This window comes from Bacillus sp. RB3 (assembly GCF_030164735.1).
Classification (GTDB): Bacteria; Bacillota; Bacilli; order Bacillales; family Bacillaceae_G; genus Bacillus_A; species Bacillus_A cereus.
Map to the genome: position 1 here is coordinate 16,748 of NZ_JASNGE010000020.1, position 20,050 is coordinate 36,797.

A 20,050-nucleotide genomic window follows, 5' to 3' on the forward strand; every position below is an offset into this window, starting at 1 on the left:
CTAGTTTATCTGATTTAGAACTATACCGATAAATTCAGCACCTGATTGCTATTAAAAAAATAGATAAACTTTGCTTCTCCATTATTTTTCTAACTCCTAAAAATTGAAACTGTTCCGCTAACAAGATAATATCAGGTTAATCTCATACGTCTATTTGAATACAAGTTCTTTTTCTAGACAAATCACAAACTCTTTCTAGCGTAATAAGTTCAGTATTTTCATCTTTTGGGATACTTACACCCATGTTTAAGTCTTTACATTGGAGACAGTAGATAACAAACTTATATTATTGTATATTTTTCACGGTACTGCCTAGGAGTCATGCTAGTTATTTTTTTGAAAACTCTTATAAAATAACTTTGGTCATTAAAGTTAAGCCAAGCACAGATATCTGATAACGAATAAGTAGTGAGTGTTAATAATTTCTTTGCTTCTTCCACTCGTTCCCTTTGAATATATTCACTTAAAGTAATTCCCATTTCTTTTTTAAATAGTTTAGACAGATAAGTAGGCGTAATTTCTAAATGATTAGCAAGTTCATTCAGAGATATTCCATCGTAAACATTTTTATTAATATGTTTTATACATGTAGTAACCGCGTAAGAATACTTTTTTGCATTGTATTCTTTCACACGATCTGCAAAGGTACGTAAAGCGTCCCCTGATAATCGCTTTACAGATTCTACATTATCTAATTGTTCTAGGGTTTGTATATATAAAATACTATGGGCAAAAGCAATATCTGGTGGCAGATTTCCTTCTATTGCATATCGAGTGGCTAAGGTAATCGCAATAATTCCAAGGTTTTTTTGATTCCTGAGCGGATCCTCTACTAGCATAAGTTCAACATCTTCTTGCGAAACCGCATACATATACTGTATTAACTTTTTTTTATTTCCTTCTTTGATAGTCGAAAAGAAATCATTTACTAATGCCATATTGTGCGTTTTAGGTTTGTTTTGTCGACGTTTTAAAATATATAAATCAGGTTTCACATTTTTATTAGGAGTTTCCTCTAGTACTTTATTTTTTTCCAAGACAATATCTACATCTAACTTTTCATTGAAAATCATGTAATGTAATAAAATTCCCATATCAATTAATGTAGTTTTTTTAATCTCAGATAAACACTGATAATAGGCAAGTCTTTCTTGAATGTTATCATTTGATTTAAATTCTTTCTGAAATTTTATGATCATATCATCTGAATCTTTTGAATGTATAGTAGGACCGATTATAATAGTCCCTTTAATATCATCATGATTTTCTATATGAATTAGAACAAAATTTTCAAGATAGTTGTTGCTTCGAAAAAGTGGCAAGTTACAGGGATCGTTTTCTTGATAAATATCACTAAGATGTTCTTCTTTTGAAGAATAAAAAGGACTACAAACATTATCAGATGTAGAATGATATAAAATTTTTCTGTCTGCAGATAAAATATGTAAAGGGGCATTAAATGCTTTATGTGCAAGATCACACAAGTGTTGTATATCGATAGAAGTATTCATTACATTCTCCTTTATAGATCCATAAAATATATTTTGTTATATATAATTCACGACAAATAATACTATAAAATATCAAATTAGTACAATTCACAACAAAATATTACTATATCTTTTTTATAAAAATCATATATTATTTAATTGTAGTTAGCATCTAAATATCAGAGTAGATACGTAAAGGAAATACACTAAGTTCTTTTCTTAATTCTACAAAATATAATTATTGAACTTGAGAAAACAGTGAAGTACTTCAAAATACAGTGGTAGTCAATGCGAGGACCAAGCTGGAAAAAGATTTAAAATAAAGCGAAAGTAACAGGAGATACTGTACCACCGCAAGAAACAACAGTCAAAGTTCCAATTCAATCATTTATACAAATTGAATTCAAAAAATAAATACTGCTAATTTAAATGTGAAACTGAAAAACTATTTTGCTCCAAATTTTAGAAAAAGATAATAAAGAAGTTGTGAAATTGGAAACAGATGAAAGCGATACGGCTATTTTTGAAGCACTATGCTTTGAAAAGTACAAGGTGGAGGAAATTCAAGTACTCAATTAAATATTTAATTGAGAGAAAGGTCTTTTCATCAACTAAAAATAAAAAACGAATGGAATATTCAAAAACATGACACTATATTACTGGTCGTAACAATAGTTTTACTTTCCACAAAAGAGGAAAAATATATAGACTTTACAAATACTAAGAATAGCAAACTAGATAGTTTTATTACCGCATCACATAAAGTGAAACTTTAATCAGTGGGGGTTTTGTTCATCCCCCACTGATTATTAGCTCTCACCAATCGGGCTTTTACGGGCAGCCCGCCCCCCACCTAACTTCTTTGCTTCCGCTGAATTTTGAGGTGAAGGTCTTACTGCCCGGCAAATAGCGGGATAAACTTATTATTAATTTCCAAATACAATAGTTGTTAATCAACAAAAAAACTTCAATAATTAAGGTGCACAGTAAATTGACCTCAAAACAGTAATTACTACAATATCAGTTTTTACTTATTCTATAAAAAAAAAATATCACTTAATAATTATTACTTTATATCAATTTAGACATAAAACATTTTATTATATCGGCTTAAGTATTATGAAATTAAAATTACAAATAACACCAAAACTCTTTTAAGGGCCCATACATCGTTCGTATCGGGTTGATTATCTTTTGATACCTATGTCATTAATACAACTAAAAAAGTTTATTGTAAAGGAATCTGAGAGATTTTTTCAATTTCGAAATTTATTTTTTTGTAAATTAAAGGAAAAATAATCCATATATATACGGATTATTTTCTTAGTGTACTCTGTATTGACCTGTTAACTGTTTTTCAGCCATTCGAACTAAGCGTTTTGTAATCTCTCCACCGATCCGAACCATTTGCAGATGATGTGATGTATCAGGTCCCAGTGTGACTCCTAGTTCAAAAGCAATTTCATACTTCATTTGCTCAATAGTACTTGTAGTAGCAGAAATAAGAATTTCATTTGTATTACTTTCGCATCTTTGAATATTTATAAATAACATGTACCTAATTATGCTATTTATGCATGAGTAACCTAATTTATTCCAGTATTTTTATAGGAACCCTTTCCCTCCCCTTATTCCACCAATTAAATTTGAAACACAAATGTACATTGCATTTCAATATAACAATAAAAGCTACAAAAGCAACGAATTTACTATTTTAAAGTTAAGTGTTTAACCTTGAAGTACTTAAATTCTTTTTTCCAGATAAAGCATACATTATATCTTGATGTTTTATTGTCCTCTTATAATTATGTGGTATCGGGAATTTATTTCGGTGTTCTTTTATTATAATTAAAGTTTGAAGTTCTATGTTCAATACTTTTGCGAGGACATGATAGTTATATCCATTGTTTAACAGAGAAATTATGTCATAAAACATAGTTTTTCCACCCACTAATTTTACTAATTTATTCTTTAACTCATCCCCTTTTTCTTTAGCTTCATCAATTTCTAACAACATAGATTTTTTATTTGTCTGCTTAATGTATTGAGTATACAACTCTGGGAATTCTTTTTGTACTTCTTTGTTTAATACTGGTTTATATTTAATCATATAAGTAACTTGTAACAATGAGCGTTTTAACAAACTATCTTCAATGAGATACGCTACTTTATTAAATAAATGGACATATTCCTCAATATTGGAATAACTATTAAAATGAGCTAATACTCTACTTTTTATACTAAAAGCCTTGCCTACATAAATAATATTGTCACTATAATCTTTAATGAAATAAATACCACTGTCAGATTTTTTCAATTTATTATCTAATTCTTCTATACTCATAAAATGCAATTCACTCATACTTCTCTCTCCTTAGCAGTTTTAAATCGTAAAAAACAAGCAAGGTTTCTAAAAAAGTACTTAGCTGCCCTAGCATCTCTTATTTTATCTCTTGCTAAATGTCAAAAAACTGTTTCTATGTTCCTCAACTATCAATATGATTATTAATAAAATTTTCTATCGTTATTATCTCGCAATTTTATCATGTAATTTCGAGATCGTTTCCTCATTTAAATTACTGTGTTTTATCGAATAAAGGAAATATATTACTACCCCAATAGTAATCCAAATACTAAAGTACACCCATGTCCTTAACGGTAAATTTAGCATTAAAAACAAACAGCATACAATTGCAACGCATGGTAATACAGGTACAAAAGGTACCATAAATCCACGTTTTAAATTTGGGTGTGATTTACGTAGAATAATAACTGATAGACAAACTAACGCAAACGTCACCAAACTACCGATATTAACTAAATTAACTAATTCTTTCAAATCAATAAACCCAGCTATTATAGAGCTCCCTATTCCTGCCAATCCAGTTATAAAAGCGGGTGCTCCAGTTTTCTTATTAACTTTCGCAAATGATTTCGGTAATAATCCATCACGACTCATTGCAAAGAATACTCGTGTTGCCGCATACATATTGGAAAAAATAACAGCCATAAGGCCAATTACAGCACCTGCAGCAATTGCACCAGCGACTTTTCCTTGTCCTACAACTTCCATTACATAAGCCATCGCCTCAGGAACATTTAATTCTTTATAGGAAACCATTCCTGTCATAACAAGACATACCATAACATAAATAATTGTACATATGATTAATGATGCAATAATACCGATCGGAAGATTACGTTTCGGATCTTTTACTTCTTCTGCTGAAGTTGCTAATATATCAAAACCCGTAAAAGCGAATAAAATAGCTGCTCCACCCGTAAAAACTCCACTTAAACCGTATGGTGCAATTGGTATCCAGTTCATTGGTTTTACATAGAATATACCAACCGTAATAAACAACAAAATCATTCCAATTTTAATCAATACCATTGTATTATTGATTCGTTTACTTTCCCTCGTACCACGGGATAACATCCATGCTAATATCAATGTAATGATTACTGCTGGTAGATTCACAATACCACCATGCGAAGGAATCGTTACTAGAGCTTTAGGTATCTCTAATCCAAATCCCTTTATTAAATTGTGGAAATAGCCTGTCCATCCAGCAGCGACAGCCGCTGTTGCCACGATATATATTAATAGCAATGACCAACCTACTAGATGAGCAACAAACTCACCAATTGTTGCATATGAGTATGTATATACACTACCAGACGCCGGGAGTGTAGAAGCAATTTCCGCGTAACATAATGCTATAAATCCACATATAATTGCTGCAAGTATAAATGAAAAAACAACTGCTGGGCCAGCATTTCTTGCTGCTACTAATCCAGTTAACACAAGAACACCCGTTCCAACTATCGAGCCTACCCCTAACATAATTAAATCAAATGCTCCTAATGTTTTCGTTAAAGTCTTGCTTTGATTATGCTCTAACAATTGTGTAACGGATTTCTTTTTTAGTAAATTACTCATATTTTCTGTATCCCCTTTAAAATAAGGTTTATTCTTCTCGTTAGTGTTGTATATAAATTTACTTAGTTATTAACTAGCCTCATAATATTTCTTTTACATTAAATAGATTTAAAATATTATATAAATTCGCTTCTCACTTACTAGTTAAACTAGACATTTCCATAGATTTTTGCGTACAACGTTTCATAGCTGAAATGATAGCTGTTCTTAAACCTTTTTCTTCTAGCGTTACTACAGCCTCTATCGTCGTTCCACCTGGAGAACAAACCATATCCTTCAATTCACCTGGATGTATTCCTGTTTCCAATACCATTTTTGCAGAACCTAATACAGCCTGAGCCGCAAATTTATAAGCTTGTTTTCTCGGCATACCGCCAAGTACAGCAGCATCTGCCATGGCTTCTATAAACATATACACATATGCTGGAGAAGAACCACTAATAGATGTAACAACATCCATTAGTTTTTCATTTATGACCTCCGTCTGGCCGAAAATATTAAATATGTTCAGTACCTCTTTTATATCTTTTTCTGTAACCATTTCATTAAAACATAACGCAGACATTCCTTCTCCAACAAGTGCCGGTGTATTAGGCATTACTCTAACAACTTTTAACTTTCTACCAAATTCATTCTCAGTGCTCTTAATACTTTTCCCTGCAGCAATAGTTACAACGATTACATCATTTTTTATTTGATCTTTTATTTGGTTAATTACCGATGAGTATAAATCTGGTTTGATTGATAAAATTAAAATGTCAGCGCTGTTAGCGACTTCATTGTTGTTAGTAGTTATAGTTATGCCATATTCATTACTAGCATTTTTTAAATTAATGACATTTAAATCTGAACAAATTATTTGATCTGGAGAAACTATATTTTTTTTAATCATCCCACCTATCATAGCAATACCCATGTTTCCACATCCGATGAATCCTATTTGTTTATTCATAATAATTTGCTCTTACTCCTTCTACTCTAAATTTTATTGATTTTGAAATTATTATTCTAAATAAGGGCTATTACAATTACTTGGTTTATCAATAGAATTTCAAAATTCTCCTTCCTATATAGAGCTTACATATACCTCTAATAACTTCTTTGCTTTCGCTGAATTTTGAGGTGTGGGTCTTACTGCCCAGCAAATAGCGGGATAAAATCATTTCTTTAATCTATAATAAGAAGGACATAAAAAAACAAAAAGTTACAAAAATTTTCAAATTAAAACTTTTATAACTTTTTGTTTTGATGTAAATATAATTTCAATTAAAGTATCTCATCGTTTTAAACTTGACGCTCCATAATCTTGTATAGTTACATTTATATGATATTTAATCGGTACTTTACTAAATGTTTGATCCCAATCTTTTTTAACTTTCTCCCATGTTCTCGGGTGTTTAATTCTTAATTGGTTGCCAAAACCCGCAATATCGACTTGATATTCTTTTTGTATTTTTTTTGTAACATGATGTACTAAGTGCTTTACTTCTTTTTCAATAACTTTTTCTTCCCTTTTTAAAAATTTATTTTTAAATTTTTTTCCTGATTGCATCCAATTTTCAGACAAACGTCCTTCTGATTCAATGTTTACATCAAAGGAAATATTATTTCCATTAACATGTGGTATGATTTGGCTTTTTATTGAATTTATTTCGTATATAATGAGTTTCTTTGATTCTTTATCAAAAGTTTTTACCACACCACCATTCCTTTTTCCATTTATCCATACTACTCCTTCCAATTCCTGTTCATTTAAAAAGCCCATCAACTTTTTTGTCTTCCCTTTAATTACAGCAGCTCCTGCAAATTTTGTTTCCCCTTTTATCGAGATTACATTTTGCAAAAGAAAACTGGACCCTGACCGCATCTTTCCTTCCAATTTAGCGAGCGATACAGGAGGTAAAATCCTTGTTGTTCTATTTCTATTATCTGCAATTCCAGACAAACGAAATGCTGGGATTTCTCCTTTTTTGTTTGATTCCAGTACCTCCTTCGCTAGACCCTTGCTAATTAAGAGCATACAGCTAAGCCGAACTTCATTGTCACGGAGATACTGTTCAAGTAATTGTTCTAAACTGAATGTACGTACAAGACTATCACTAATAACAATGTTTTTTAAATGTGGGCTGAACATTGTGCTCTCTCTTTTCAATGAAAACTCACGAACAATTTGATGAATGGAATCACCGGTCTCAGAAACATTTATATAACGTTTTTGTTGTCCATTTCCTTTACTTTGTGCTTGCGAACTAACAATTTGATAAGTAGCTGTTATAAGATTTCTTTTAGGATAACCTCCTTCCTCATCCTCTTTCTCAATTGTTGAATCCTTCCCTTTATCTAGTGCTATACCTGCAGTTAAACTCAACTCTTCTACTTCTTTACTGCTCCAACATCCTGTTAAAAATAGAAGCAAAAGCGTCCATAACAAAGCCAAATAGAACCGCATATAATTAAATTTATTTTTCACACTACTCCTCCTTTTAATCGCGTAATAATAAGAAGAAGCAGTGGCAGTAAACCAAATAAAAATAAAGCAGCATTACCGAGCATATCCCCCAATTTAAGCAAGTCATTTATATTTTTCGAAGTCATAGCAATGATGTAAATGATTGGAATCAAAGCAAAAATAAACGGATGAATTCCCTTTTTAAAGAGTTGTGCTAATCCTAATGCAGCTGCATAATAACTAATCGTATAGGTAGCAAATATTTGCATAATCCATATTACAAGCAATAAAGATTCAAAACGTTCAAATATCAATCCAGAAATTTCAAAACTGCGCATAAGATCAATTGTCGGCCATGTTCTTGTTACAACCCCATCAATTGATAATGCACCAATGACCATTACAACAGTTATTACATAAAAGATTAACGGAATAGAAATTCCAACTAAAATAGCTTTTACTGCTTTATTTCGTTGTTCCATAAATACCAAAAGAATTAACATAATTTCAGGACCTGTATATGCGAGAGACGTTGTTTTTATCCCATCTAACACTGGTTTAATCCCCAAACCCAATACGGGACGGAGATTATCTATCTCGAATATTCCGATGCTCATAAAGGAAATGATTAAAAAAATAAAAACAGTAATAGGAAATATTATTTCAAACATCCGTGCAATTGAATTAATACCACTCATAATCAAATAGAGACCTATCCACATAAAAGGCATAACAATAGCCCATGTGGGGGTTCCTTCGAGCAAAAAAAAGCTTATTACTTCTGCCATTGAACGAATTTGAAATGCTGAAGTTGTAAGAAAATACCCTATAATAAGAAAGCTAAGCAACCTGCCTATCCATTTCCCTACAATATCTTGACTGTATTGGTAAAATGTTTTTTCTGGAAACTGCTGACTTAATTTGACCATAATTACTCCTGAAACCATTGCCAGTATTCCACCTAATATCACACTTAGCCATACATCTGGTGTTTTCACTTTTTCCACAGATGCTCTGGGCAAAGTGAGGATTCCTGTCCCAAGTATGTAATTTACAATAATAACAACTGCTTGCGAAGTTGTTATTCGGTCTTTAAGTTTAGTAATCACTGAAGGCCACTTCCTTTCGTCATCAGCTACCTTTTGCGGATATTTTTTTTGGTATGCATTATTTTTGGTCGACGTCTCATTATTTTTAATGGCATGCGAACCATAAAATCTTTCCAGTCACTAAATCGATATGGAACAGCAGGACTGGTATAAGGAACGCCAAAACTTTTCAGTTTCACTAAATGACTGCAAAGTAAAAGAAAGAAGAGAATAACTCCATACAAGCCAAATATCGCAGCACAAAACATAGCTATAAAACGAAGAATGCGTAACGTAATTCCCACACTATATTGCGGAATAGTAAAAGAAGAAATAGCTGTTACCGCAACAACGATAACCATTATTGGACTAACAATTCCTGCTTCTACGGCAGCCTGACCAATTATTAAACCACCCACAATTCCCATTGCAGGCCCAATCGGTTTAGGCAGACGTAAACCTGCTTCTCGCAAAACTTCGATAGCTACTTCCATAATTAACGCTTCTATTAAAGCGGGAAAAGGAACTCCTTCTCGCGATCCGATAATAGAAATAGCGAGCTTAGTGGGAATTAATCCTGGATGAAATGAAATAAAAGAAATATATAGTGCTGGGGCAAATAATGAAACAAAAGCTGTCATGAAGCGTAATAAGCGGAGAAGCGTACCAGGAAGCCACCTTTCATAATAATCTTCTGGTGATTGCAGCAGCATACTAAATGTAACTGGAGCAATTAAAACAAATGGTGTTCCATCTAACAAAATAGCTACTCGACCTTCCATTAAAGCACTAATAACACGATCAGGTCGTTCTGTATTTTGAATCTGCGGAAAAGGACTGAGATAATTATCTTCAATAAGTTGCTCTATATAACCAGATTCGAGTACACTGTCTATGTCAATTTTCTGAATTCTGTTTTTTATTTCATCCACCAATTCTGTACTAGCAAGATCTTTAATAAATGCGACAACTAACTCTTTCTTTGCACGTTCTCCTACTGGTAGCTTTACTAATGATAAGTTCTCATCCGCACAGTGTCGTCGCAAAAGTGAGGTATTATCACTCAATACTTCAGTAAAACCGACCCGTGGCCCTCTGACTAATGCCTCCGATACTGGTTCTTCAATATTTCGTTTATTTGCTTTTGTTGTACCAAGAATAAACACATCTGCTAAACCATCAATTAAAAGAGCTGTTGAACCTATCAATACTTTGGGTATTAAATCTTTTATGTAATGGACTTCTGCTACTTCACTAATTGTAAGAACTTTATTTTTAATATATTCTTTTGAAACAGTCCCCTCCACATAAGAAGATTCATTTTTATATTCATCAGAAAAATCATCCATTAGTAATTTCATAATATGTTTGTCAATTATCTCTTTATCTGATAGACCATCAATAAAAACGATCCCAGCTTGAATATCTGTGCGTCCAATATTAAACTTCCGAAAGCGAACATCAGAATTATGCCCGATTTGTTGCTTTATAAGTTCTAAGTTAGAGGCAAAATCATTTGTGAAATGAACGTTTGCATTTTGAGATGGTTTATGCTCTTGTTTCGTTTTACTTTGAATATTATTTTTTTTCACTTGTTTGTCTCTTGACTTCCACCAACTCATTCTTCCCACTCTTTCTCTGACATACGAACCCAATGAAAAAATCTTGAGATAGTATACGGAATTAAAAACAAGATAAAAGCTTGTACAAAGACTTTCCAATCTGGAAGATAAGAAGTAATTATGTTCCACATTTTTATCACCCAATTTATATACTCTGCTAGGATTGAGATTTCTAAAAAACGATATGTACTTAATAAAAAATAACGATAAGATTAAAGAGCAGAAAAGCGAGACATTATGCTTATTTAGTACAAATAACCTAATTAGTATAAAAACATTTCTGACCTAAAATACCATTTCCAATTATAATTTGTTAAATATTATCTCCTTTTCCCTTATTTATATGCCCGCATTTGAATTTCAAATAATATAAGGATCAATGATATTTCCTCTTAAAGAAAAAAAGATGCTAGAAGATAGCATCTTTTTTTAAATTCAACTTACTATGTAGTTATATTTTATTTTGGAAATACTCGTTTTTTTAATGAATATTAATGTTTAAAAAAATAAAAAATACATATTCTTTTGTTCTAAGTTCATGCACTTCTACCAAATCGATACGGAATTTTCTGATTTTAAAACTAATATGAAATAAAGGAGAATAAAAAGAAAAACTATTATCAATCTATCAATTGAAAATAATACTTAACAAGAGTTTATCATCTTAACTCCAAGTGTATTCGTTTTGCTTCAAAATAAAGAACTTGAATAAATTTTTTCGTATCAATACGAGCAGGTAATGTTGGTTCATTATTCAATTCTGTCATCTTTCTCCTTACGGTAGTAAAATCAAAAAATCTAGAAGCATAATTTTCGAACTTCGGGTTTAAAAAATCAGTAAGTCCAAGGGATGCTAAATGGTTTAATGATTGATAAATTGCTCTCCGAATCCGTTGTTTGGAAGCTTCTATGAACCTTTTTAATTCGGCATCTTCAGCTGAATCCCCAAGTTTTTTTTGAGCCAAATTCATAAAAATCTCTTTTAGTGAGGGAAAGCCTTGTTCCAACGTGTTATCTTGTTCATATTTATATAAATAATCTAGCATATCCATCAAATCTTTACTTCCACTTTCACTGGCTATTCCTAATTCAGACAAAAGAAAATGAATGGAATTTTGAAAATGATTAAAAGTATTTAAATGTTTTTCATTACGGTATTTTTCTTGCGTACTTGAATTACTATCTAATTTTAGTACCATATTAAGCGATTCTTGAATGTTTTTTATCGATTTTTCCAAACGAATTCGTTCAATGACTTTCCGAACAACTGTTAATACTTCAATCCGGTTAATTGGCTTAATAATATAGTATTCAACACCAAGCGAATAAGCTTCAGCAATTAATTCTTTTGATTCTACTTGAGAGACCATGATGATTTTCCCTTTAAACGAAGGTTTTATTTGACGGATTGTTTTTATTCCATCTTGAATCGGCATTAACAAATCGATAAATAAAATGTCTATATTTTTAAGGATTAGCATTTGTTGCTCTAAAGATAAACCATCCTCAGCTTCTCCTATAACCTCCCCAAGATCTTCATCCTCGATAATTTGAGCCAACATTGAGCGAACCGCTTTTTCATCATCTACTATATAAAAATACATAGAATCACCCTTTCGAAATTATATGATCAATCCCTAATCTAATTATAAAAATTGATCCTTTTCCTTCGGTTCTGTCCTCAAGCGTAACATCACCTTCAAGTTGTTCGACCATTTCTTTAACATACGATAATCCGATACCTGTCGATGGGTTGCCTAAATCATCATATTTAGAAGTAAACCCAGGCTCAAAAATTGAATCTTTATATTTTGAAGAAATACCAGGACCATTATCGCCTATTTGAAATTCAACAAAATGGTGGTCTTTATTAATGTCAATTGTGATGGTTCCCATACCTTGGATAGCTTCTACAGCGTTTGTAACGATATTATTTATAATAGATAAGATTGTGTAAATATGATAATGAGAATGCACACCATCAATTTTATACACAAATTGGATGTCTTTCTCTAGCAACCGTGCATATTTCGTATTTGCCCGTATAATGATATTTACTAGTTCATGTACAGACATATAATCTGTAAAACTTTCATCAGAAATTAGTTTTGAAAGTCCCGCAAAAATACGTTGGTTATCCTTTTTAACGTCATGGACCTCACCAGCAATTTGTAATGCCTGTTGCCTTAAATCCCCAAACTGAAAATCCATCTGTTTGTGCTCAAAAGAGTCTAAGGTTTTATATAAATCATAGGATTTTTTTGTTATATTCTCAGCATCTTGTAATGTTTTCTTTAAATGAACAGCATCTTCATATAAATTAGAGATAAGCATGAGCATGTGTTCATTTTGCTTCTTTATATGTCTCTCCCTTGATTGCGCTTCATACAATTTCATCATATTGAAAAAGCTTATAACTATAAAACTATGGGAACATGCGATAACAATAATCTCATTTATTGCCTCGGATGTGATCGATGTTTTTAATACGAAATATTGAATCATTAATTCCACACAGTCTGACAGTATTTCAATCATGCAACCAATAAAACCAATCATTAGTGGTTGATGATAAAAACGTTTGATTTTTGCTAAATGAAAGAGATACGAATAAGTAAAATAAAAGAAAAAACTAGGATAGTGAGTATGAAAAGCGGCTAGCCAATCCATATTTCCCTTTATAATGACATCCATTGAGATACGAAATACTACAACGACTATCGCTGTTAAAAAACCCGGTAAAAATGCTGGAATTCGTCGAAACAATAACAAAAAAAAGAAAAATGTTGGTGCGCCAAAGCTCATTCTAAATGTTTCATTTAAAGGAAATGACTTTATTTCACCTACTAAGGGTACTGTAAGTATCATTAAAACGAGAATATAGATGTCTTTTTTTACTAAATTACTAAGATTCAAAATAATCACTTCTCACTTTCGCCTAACAGTCAGTATACAAACCTATTTGCATTAATACAATACTTACTCTATTTTTTTCAAAAACTGATAAATAAGATATAAACGAAAGCATTATAGATTGTGAGTATTCATTACACCCTTCTACTTTAGAAAGATACTTTATAACTCAAAAATGTTCAGACACAATATAAGGTCTGAACACTTTTGGACTCGCTCTAACACCAAAATATCTGTGCTCCTTTTTAAAATATACTTAAATCCCATTCTTTTGCAATATGTTCTAACAACATAATTCCTGGTAAACTATTCCCATATTCATCAATGGCTGGTCCGTAAATACCAATACCACATCCATCTTGGAACGATAAATCCTTCCTAGATTTTGAGGGAACAAGTGTCATAATTCCGCCGGATACCCCACTCTTAGCTGGTAATCCAATGAAAGCAGCAAATTTTCCAGAAGCATTGTACATTCCACAAGTTAGCATTAAAGCTTTTGTTAACCTAGCTACTTCTTTAGGGAGCACTTGTTCTTTGCGAATAGGATGATATCCATCATGTGCTAGTATAAGCCCTATTAAGGCAATATCTTCTGTATTTATTTCAATCGAACATTGTTTTAAGTAAACCTCTAGTGTCTCCTCCACATCTGATTCTAGAAAACCATTCTCCTTTAAATAGTATGCTAATGCTCTATTACGATGAGCCGTTTCCCATTCTGATTGAAATACTATTTCATTAATAGCGGGACGCTTCTCTATCATTTTTTCAATTAATACGTATAGAGATTCTAATTTTTCTTGCACCGATGTCCCTGGCAAAAGTGAAGCTATCGTAATCGCTCCAGCATTGATCATAGGATTAAAAGGTTTTCCTGGTTTATGTATCTCTAAACGAATAATTGAATTAAAGGCATCTCCAGTTGGCTCTACGTCAACTCGTTCTAATACATAAGAAATACCGCGACTTAAACAAGCGGCTATAAAACCGATTACTTTTGATATACTTTGTAATGTGAAAGGTATCTCCCAATCTCCTGATTTTATCATTGTTCCATCTGGCTTTACTATACAAATACCTAACTGCGATACATTTATTTCCCCCAGAGCGGGAATATAACTGGCGCTTCGTCCCTTAGCTGCATACGCTCGATAATGAGCTACCCATTGATCTAAGCAAACTTTTTCTTGACCCTCAACTTGAACGCTAGAATCCTTTATCATTTAATCATATTCCCCCGTACTATTAACTTTATATAGAATGATTTTTTCTTTACTATAATCAATAATATTTGCACTAGAACCAAGAAAAATATTCAGACATATTGCAGTCTGAATATCCTTCTTATTACACACTTTTCTTTTTTGAAGTTTTCTCATAACTATCCCAACATTCAATATTTTCAAGCCCTTTAATGTTTTCTTTATAAAAAACAGGATCTTTACCAGCTTTTTTCTGGTTTATATAATCTTGTAACGCCGCAAATGCTACTTTTGAAAGTAAGGTAATAGCAATTAAATTAATAATAACCATAAAGCCCATAAATAAGTCCGCTAAATCCCATACAATTTGAATCTTTGCAACAGAACCAAATACAATCATAGCCAACACACTTATTCTGTATATCATTAACCACACTTTACTTGTATGTAAGAAGCGAATATTTGTTTCACCATAATAATAGTTGCCAATTAACGCACCAAATCCAAATAAAAAAACAAAGATAGCAAGACAACCCGATGCCCAAGGACCTATGTGTTCACTTAATGCTGCTTGTGTAAGTGCAATACCATTTAACCCCGGTTGTTTATATGCATCAGACAGCAAAATAATAAAGGCAGTGCTAGTACAAATGATCAGTGTATCCGTTAATACACCAAATGCTTGAATCAGTCCTTGTTTCACCGGATGACTTGTTGTTGCTGTTGCGGCAACGTTTGGTGCACTTCCCATACCAGCTTCATTTGAGAATAAACCGCGTTTAACTCCATTCATAAGTGCTGCACCAATTGAACCGCCTGCTATTTGTTTAAAACCAAATGCGTTTTGAACAATAAGAGAAAGAACTTCCGGCATTTTTGATATGTTGGTAACTACAACAAATAATGCAACTCCAATGTATAATACTGCTAAAAATACCACCTTGTATTCAGCCATTTTTGCAATACGTTGTACACCACCAAAAATAATCGCAGCGAAAGCAATGGCCATGATTATCCCAACTGTTAGACGATCTGTACCAAATGAGTTTTGAAAAGCAATTGTAACTGTATTTGATTGTACTGAATTGAATACAAGACCAAAAGTAATTGTGATTAAAATAGAGAATAATACTCCCATCCAACGTTTATTCAACCCTTTTTCCATATAATAGGATGGACCACCGCGGAAACCAGTTTTATCTTTTACTTTATATATCTGTGCTAATGTGCTTTCGACAAAACTGGAGGCCGAGCTAATAATAGAAATAATCCACATCCAAAATACAGCTCCAGGACCACCTAATGCAATTGCAATCGCAATTCCTGTGATATTCCCTGTTCCAACGCGGGCTGCCATACCAATACAAAACGCTTGAAAAGGAGAGATTTGATCTTTAGAACCACTTTTCCCCTCCATTAATACACGGACCATTTCTTTTAACATTCGAAACTGTACAAAATTCAATTTAAATGTAAAATAAATTCCGCAAATAACAAGCATAATAATTAACAATTTAGACCATAAAAAATCATTTGTTGATCCGACTAACTCTACAAAAAATCTTTCCATATTATCACTCCATACCAAAAATTTATCTATCATAATCTATATAAAATCACCTATATTCCTTGGCATAAATACCTCATTCATATTCAAATACAACAAGGATAAAAATTTTCTATATTAATAGAATTGGCCTGTTTAAACAAACATCGCAACACGCAACCTCAAAACTGAATTTTCTAAAAACTTACCATTTATACACACGATGCTCTATCCCCTTCTGCAAAACTAATATTCTTATCCACTAATGTTGTTGTACTATTATGTTTGTTTCGTTTACCGGTGATTTACATTTAAATCATAATAATCAATAGTGATTAACTGGTTTTTTGTTAATTTTCTTAAGAACATGGAAATATCTCCTTTCTTACTACTAATCTCAAAATAGGCTAGGTAAAAATTTCACGAAAAATCTATAAAGCGCTTTCAATCTTTAACTAAGAGAAGCTTGTCTTTAATTTATAATTAAAAGTACAGAATGTTACGAAAAAGTACAGATTTTTATAAAAACAAAAAAATATTTTAAGATTTTTCATCTAAAAAAACAGTGAGATTTTGTGAATTTTATACAGTATCCAAACGTCGCAGATTTTGTTCTATCTATCCTTTGACAAGCCTCTATTTTCTTCATAAAAACATGCATATTTTTTCTCTTTTAGAAGTTCATATAAAGTATTTGAAATCAAGAATCAACGGAATATTATAAGAATATTTAAAAAATAAAACATTTAATTTATTTATGGTATCATACAAAAAACATTTGTTTTCTCAATTAATCCCCCTAGTTGGATTCGTCTATATTGCACATATTTACAACATGAAAGACACTAAGAAAAAAGGATTTTGTTGAAGGGATGAAACATTACAAAACTCTTATTTAGGACCTTATGTCATCCTCTTTTCTAGCAATATCGAGTTATCCCAAAAACGTATATTTACTAACATAGATTACAGGTGGTGTATTGTGAAAGAAATAGTATTCGTTCAAAATAAAAAAAGACTCCTTATGAAATTCGAATTTTTAAAAAAGGATTTAGTACTTACCATTTCACTGATACTAGCAATTGTAAGCTGCTTAATACATTCGCCAAAGATCGAATATATTAACTTTGAAGTGTTAATTAGCTTATTTAATCTAATGGTGGCCATTAAGGCCTTGGAACAGCTAAAGATATTAGACAAACTTGCCGTTGCGATTTTAAATAAATGCAATAACAGCAGGTCAATATCTATTATTCTAATTTTGTTATGCTTTATTTGCTCCATGTTTGTAACAAATGATGTTGCTCTCCTCACTTTTGTACCAATAACACTTGTCATTAGTAAAAAAACACAAATGAACATGATGGATACAATCATCCTGCAGACAATTGCGGCAAACATCGGTAGTAGCTTGATGCCTATGGGAAACCCACAAAATTTATACCTATATTCTTACTATGGAATTAAGCTCATCCCATTTTTAGGTTCAATCCTGCTTTTAGCTGTACTTGGAATTAGTTTGTTATTTATATTTACTCAAAAACTTCAAAAAACAGATTTGAAAATAGAACTACCTGTTATTACCGTGAAAAATCAAAAAAAAGCTACCGTCTGGATTTTGATACTTATTACTATCATTGCATCTATTTTTGGTGTTATTAATTATTACATTGCGCTAATAGTCACACTGATAGCAGCATTTACGTTAGATAGAAACTTACTATTTAAGATTGATTACTTTCTTCTAATAACCTTTGTCTGTTTTTTTATTTTTATCGGAAACATTTCCCATTCCGATGCACTGGGGACATTTGCTCGCGCTAATTTAAGAGGAGATACTTCAGTCTTCTTTAGTTCCATATTTTTGAGTCAATTGATTAGCAATTTTCCTACTTCAATTCTTCTATCAAACTTTACTTCTGATTGGAAAGCTTTATTACTAGGAGTAAATATTGGAGGGCTTGGAACAATTATCGCATCTTTAGCCAGTGTAATCTCCTATAAACTATTCATTCAGGCCAATGTTAAAGAGAGTAAGGCATATTTAATTAAATTTAGCATTTACAACTTTTCATTTTTAATCATACTTACATGTATACAATACTTTATCTTTAAATTTCTAAAAATTTTTTAAAAAATTGATTCCTTTAGAAAAACCCAAATATCTCAATTTAATGCTGAGATATTTGGGTTTTAATATAGGTATGTTTAAAGAGCTACAACAAAGTTACCATCAATTTAATATTTTGAGATGTTCCCAAAGCGAAAACCTTTTAGCTTTTACGTTATTTAATAGAGTTTGGTTCATTTTTTATGCACTCAGTTATATAATAAATGACTGAATTTATAGGGTAATAACTTTCAATTAATAATAGAAAGTTATTACAATGTTATTTCATTTTTGAAGTCCTCTTCACAAAATCCTTAATGTCCCTCAAATTTTTCCCACTAATATTATCTTTGATGGTTAAATTTAGTTCAATTTCTAATTTTGCAAATACTGCTCCTACACAATTATAGATACTTAATCCCTCTAAACTCTTTCAAGCGGTAATCCATTCCGATAGAAATTACAAATGACAAAATTTATCCGTTTTTCCTACTTGCTAAATTCAGCAAGTAAAATGTTTTTAAAAACTTCTGGGTTATTAAGGTTTAAACTGTTCGAATTGATAGCGAGTGTATGTTTACCTCCAAGTGTTCCACCAGCAAAAGTGGAAAACCCTGGAACGCCCCCCCTGTGTCCCCATACCGAGACACCGTTCGGAAGCTTAATTTCAAGTATTCCAAGACCATATCCGGTTCCCTCTCTATTTGTAGGAACTGTAGTAAGCATTTGTTTTAACTGCTGTTCCTTCAGTAATTTGCCACCTAGTAAGCAAGAGAAGAATTTGTTTAAGTCGTCAGCAGTAGAAATCATATCTCCATCCGAGCTACCTGGGTTAATATAAGTAACATCTTTTAGCTCACTCGCTCCGTCTAGTTGCAAATAGCCACGGGCATGCTTGGTGCCTGGAATCACGCTTGAATTACCAGGTAAAAATGTATTTGACAAATCAAGCGGTTCAATAATCCGATTTTCAACCTCTTCCGCATAGCTGTTTCCTGTTACTTTTTCAATAAGGATTCCTAGTATTACATATCCTGTATTTGAATAAGACCAACCCTTTCCTGGGGCAAAGTCTGGGGGAAGTGAAATCCCCATCTTTACAAATTCTTCAGCCGTATACGATTTTTTTATATCCGTAATATCAAAGTCTTTTGAATTTATATAGTCAGCAATACCACTTGTATGATTCAATATTTGCCGGATCGTAATCTGGTTACCATCATATCCGTTTCCTTGAATAACACCAGGTAACCATTTTTCAATGGAGTCGTCTAGATTCAAACGGTTCTCTCCAGATAATTGAAGTAGAACTGTTGCAATGAACGTTTTCGTCACACTGCCAATGCGAAAGCGAAAATCTGCTTTCATTGGTTTCTTAGTTTTCAGATCCGCTACCCCAGCACTATAACTCCAAGTTTTATCCCCCTTAGAAATTTTAGCGAGTATTCCTGGGTATCCAAGTTGCAGTTCATCTCGCATTGCTTTCTTAACGGAAGTACGATCGCTTTGCGTACTTGTTTGTAACGAACTAGATACATTTTGCGTAGATTCTGCTTTTACAACTGATGTTGGTGTTATGTATAACAGGGAACTTCCACCTATTAAAAGTGCTAGACTTGCACATGTAATTTTACTGCGTGTTTTCATAAAAAATTCCTCTCTTCTATTAAAATTGTATAGATAG

General features: G+C 32.1%; 15 protein-coding genes. 2 read left to right on the top strand and 13 right to left on the bottom strand.

The window, feature by feature from the left end:
• Positions 1–281: 281 nt before the first annotated feature.
• Entirely contained in the window at positions 282–1,511 is a 1,230-nt protein-coding gene (locus tag QO049_RS21470; RefSeq protein ID WP_246960422.1) for a helix-turn-helix domain-containing protein, read from the bottom strand.
• Positions 1,512–1,940: 429 nt separating this feature from the next.
• On the opposite strand from QO049_RS21470, the gene QO049_RS21475 reads away from it, so the two are divergent.
• Positions 1,941–2,069 (top strand): hypothetical protein, encoded by a 129-nt coding sequence (locus QO049_RS21475; RefSeq protein WP_000939299.1) that lies wholly within the window; start codon positions 1,941–1,943, stop codon positions 2,067–2,069.
• Between the two features lie 744 nt (positions 2,070–2,813).
• Here the strand turns inward: QO049_RS21475 and QO049_RS21480 are convergent.
• From QO049_RS21480 to QO049_RS21530, 11 genes are all read right to left on the bottom strand, one after another.
• On the bottom strand, positions 2,814–3,044 hold the full coding sequence (locus tag QO049_RS21480) for an alpha/beta-type small acid-soluble spore protein (RefSeq protein ID WP_000897397.1): 231 nt from the start codon (positions 3,042–3,044) through the stop codon (positions 2,814–2,816).
• 166 nt (positions 3,045–3,210) lie between these two features.
• A complete protein-coding gene (locus tag QO049_RS21485) occupies positions 3,211–3,852 on the bottom strand; it encodes a GIY-YIG nuclease family protein (RefSeq protein ID WP_098664875.1) in 642 nt (213 codons plus the stop codon).
• 165 nt (positions 3,853–4,017) lie between these two features.
• Entirely contained in the window at positions 4,018–5,433 is a 1,416-nt protein-coding gene (locus QO049_RS21490) for an amino acid permease (RefSeq protein ID WP_098207883.1), read from the bottom strand.
• 133 nt (positions 5,434–5,566) lie between these two features.
• Positions 5,567–6,385, bottom strand: coding sequence for a pyrroline-5-carboxylate reductase (gene proC / locus QO049_RS21495; RefSeq protein WP_001041290.1), 819 nt, complete (start codon positions 6,383–6,385; stop codon positions 5,567–5,569).
• 324 nt (positions 6,386–6,709) lie between these two features.
• Complete coding sequence (locus QO049_RS21500; RefSeq protein WP_246960427.1) at positions 6,710–7,903, bottom strand: Ger(x)C family spore germination protein; 1,194 nt, start codon at positions 7,901–7,903, stop codon at positions 6,710–6,712.
• Complete coding sequence (locus tag QO049_RS21505; RefSeq protein WP_000628929.1) at positions 7,900–8,991, bottom strand: spore germination protein; 1,092 nt, start codon at positions 8,989–8,991, stop codon at positions 7,900–7,902. Before QO049_RS21505 ends, QO049_RS21500 begins: the two co-directional genes overlap by 4 nt.
• Before the next feature lie 26 nt (positions 8,992–9,017).
• Positions 9,018–10,592, bottom strand: a complete 1,575-nt coding sequence (locus tag QO049_RS21510; protein ID WP_048568446.1) for a spore germination protein — start codon at positions 10,590–10,592, stop codon at positions 9,018–9,020.
• Between the two features lie 659 nt (positions 10,593–11,251).
• A complete protein-coding gene (locus QO049_RS21515) occupies positions 11,252–12,196 on the bottom strand; it encodes a response regulator (protein WP_044584615.1) in 945 nt (314 codons plus the stop codon).
• A 4-nt stretch (positions 12,197–12,200) separates the two neighbouring features.
• Positions 12,201–13,517 carry a sensor histidine kinase gene (locus tag QO049_RS21520; protein WP_098207882.1) on the bottom strand — a complete coding sequence of 439 codons (1,317 nt, stop codon included), beginning with the start codon at positions 13,515–13,517 and terminating at the stop codon, positions 12,201–12,203.
• 233 nt (positions 13,518–13,750) lie between these two features.
• On the bottom strand, positions 13,751–14,731 hold the full coding sequence (gene glsA, locus QO049_RS21525; protein ID WP_000588648.1) for a glutaminase GlsA: 981 nt from the start codon (positions 14,729–14,731) through the stop codon (positions 13,751–13,753).
• 124 nt (positions 14,732–14,855) lie between these two features.
• The gene (locus QO049_RS21530) at positions 14,856–16,280 is read right to left on the bottom strand and encodes an alanine/glycine:cation symporter family protein (RefSeq protein ID WP_000439285.1); all 1,425 of its coding nucleotides are present in this window, start codon (positions 16,278–16,280) and stop codon (positions 14,856–14,858) included.
• A gap of 958 nt (positions 16,281–17,238) precedes the next feature.
• On the opposite strand from QO049_RS21530, the gene QO049_RS21535 reads away from it, so the two are divergent.
• Positions 17,239–18,390: an anion transporter gene (locus tag QO049_RS21535; protein WP_246960430.1), complete on the top strand. Its 1,152-nt coding sequence runs from the start codon at positions 17,239–17,241 to the stop codon at positions 18,388–18,390.
• 465 nt (positions 18,391–18,855) lie between these two features.
• Here QO049_RS21535 and QO049_RS21545 read toward each other — a convergent pair whose 3' ends face one another.
• The gene (locus QO049_RS21545; protein WP_246960433.1) at positions 18,856–20,013 is read right to left on the bottom strand and encodes a serine hydrolase domain-containing protein; all 1,158 of its coding nucleotides are present in this window, start codon (positions 20,011–20,013) and stop codon (positions 18,856–18,858) included.
• Between the last annotated feature and the right edge of the window lie 37 nt (positions 20,014–20,050).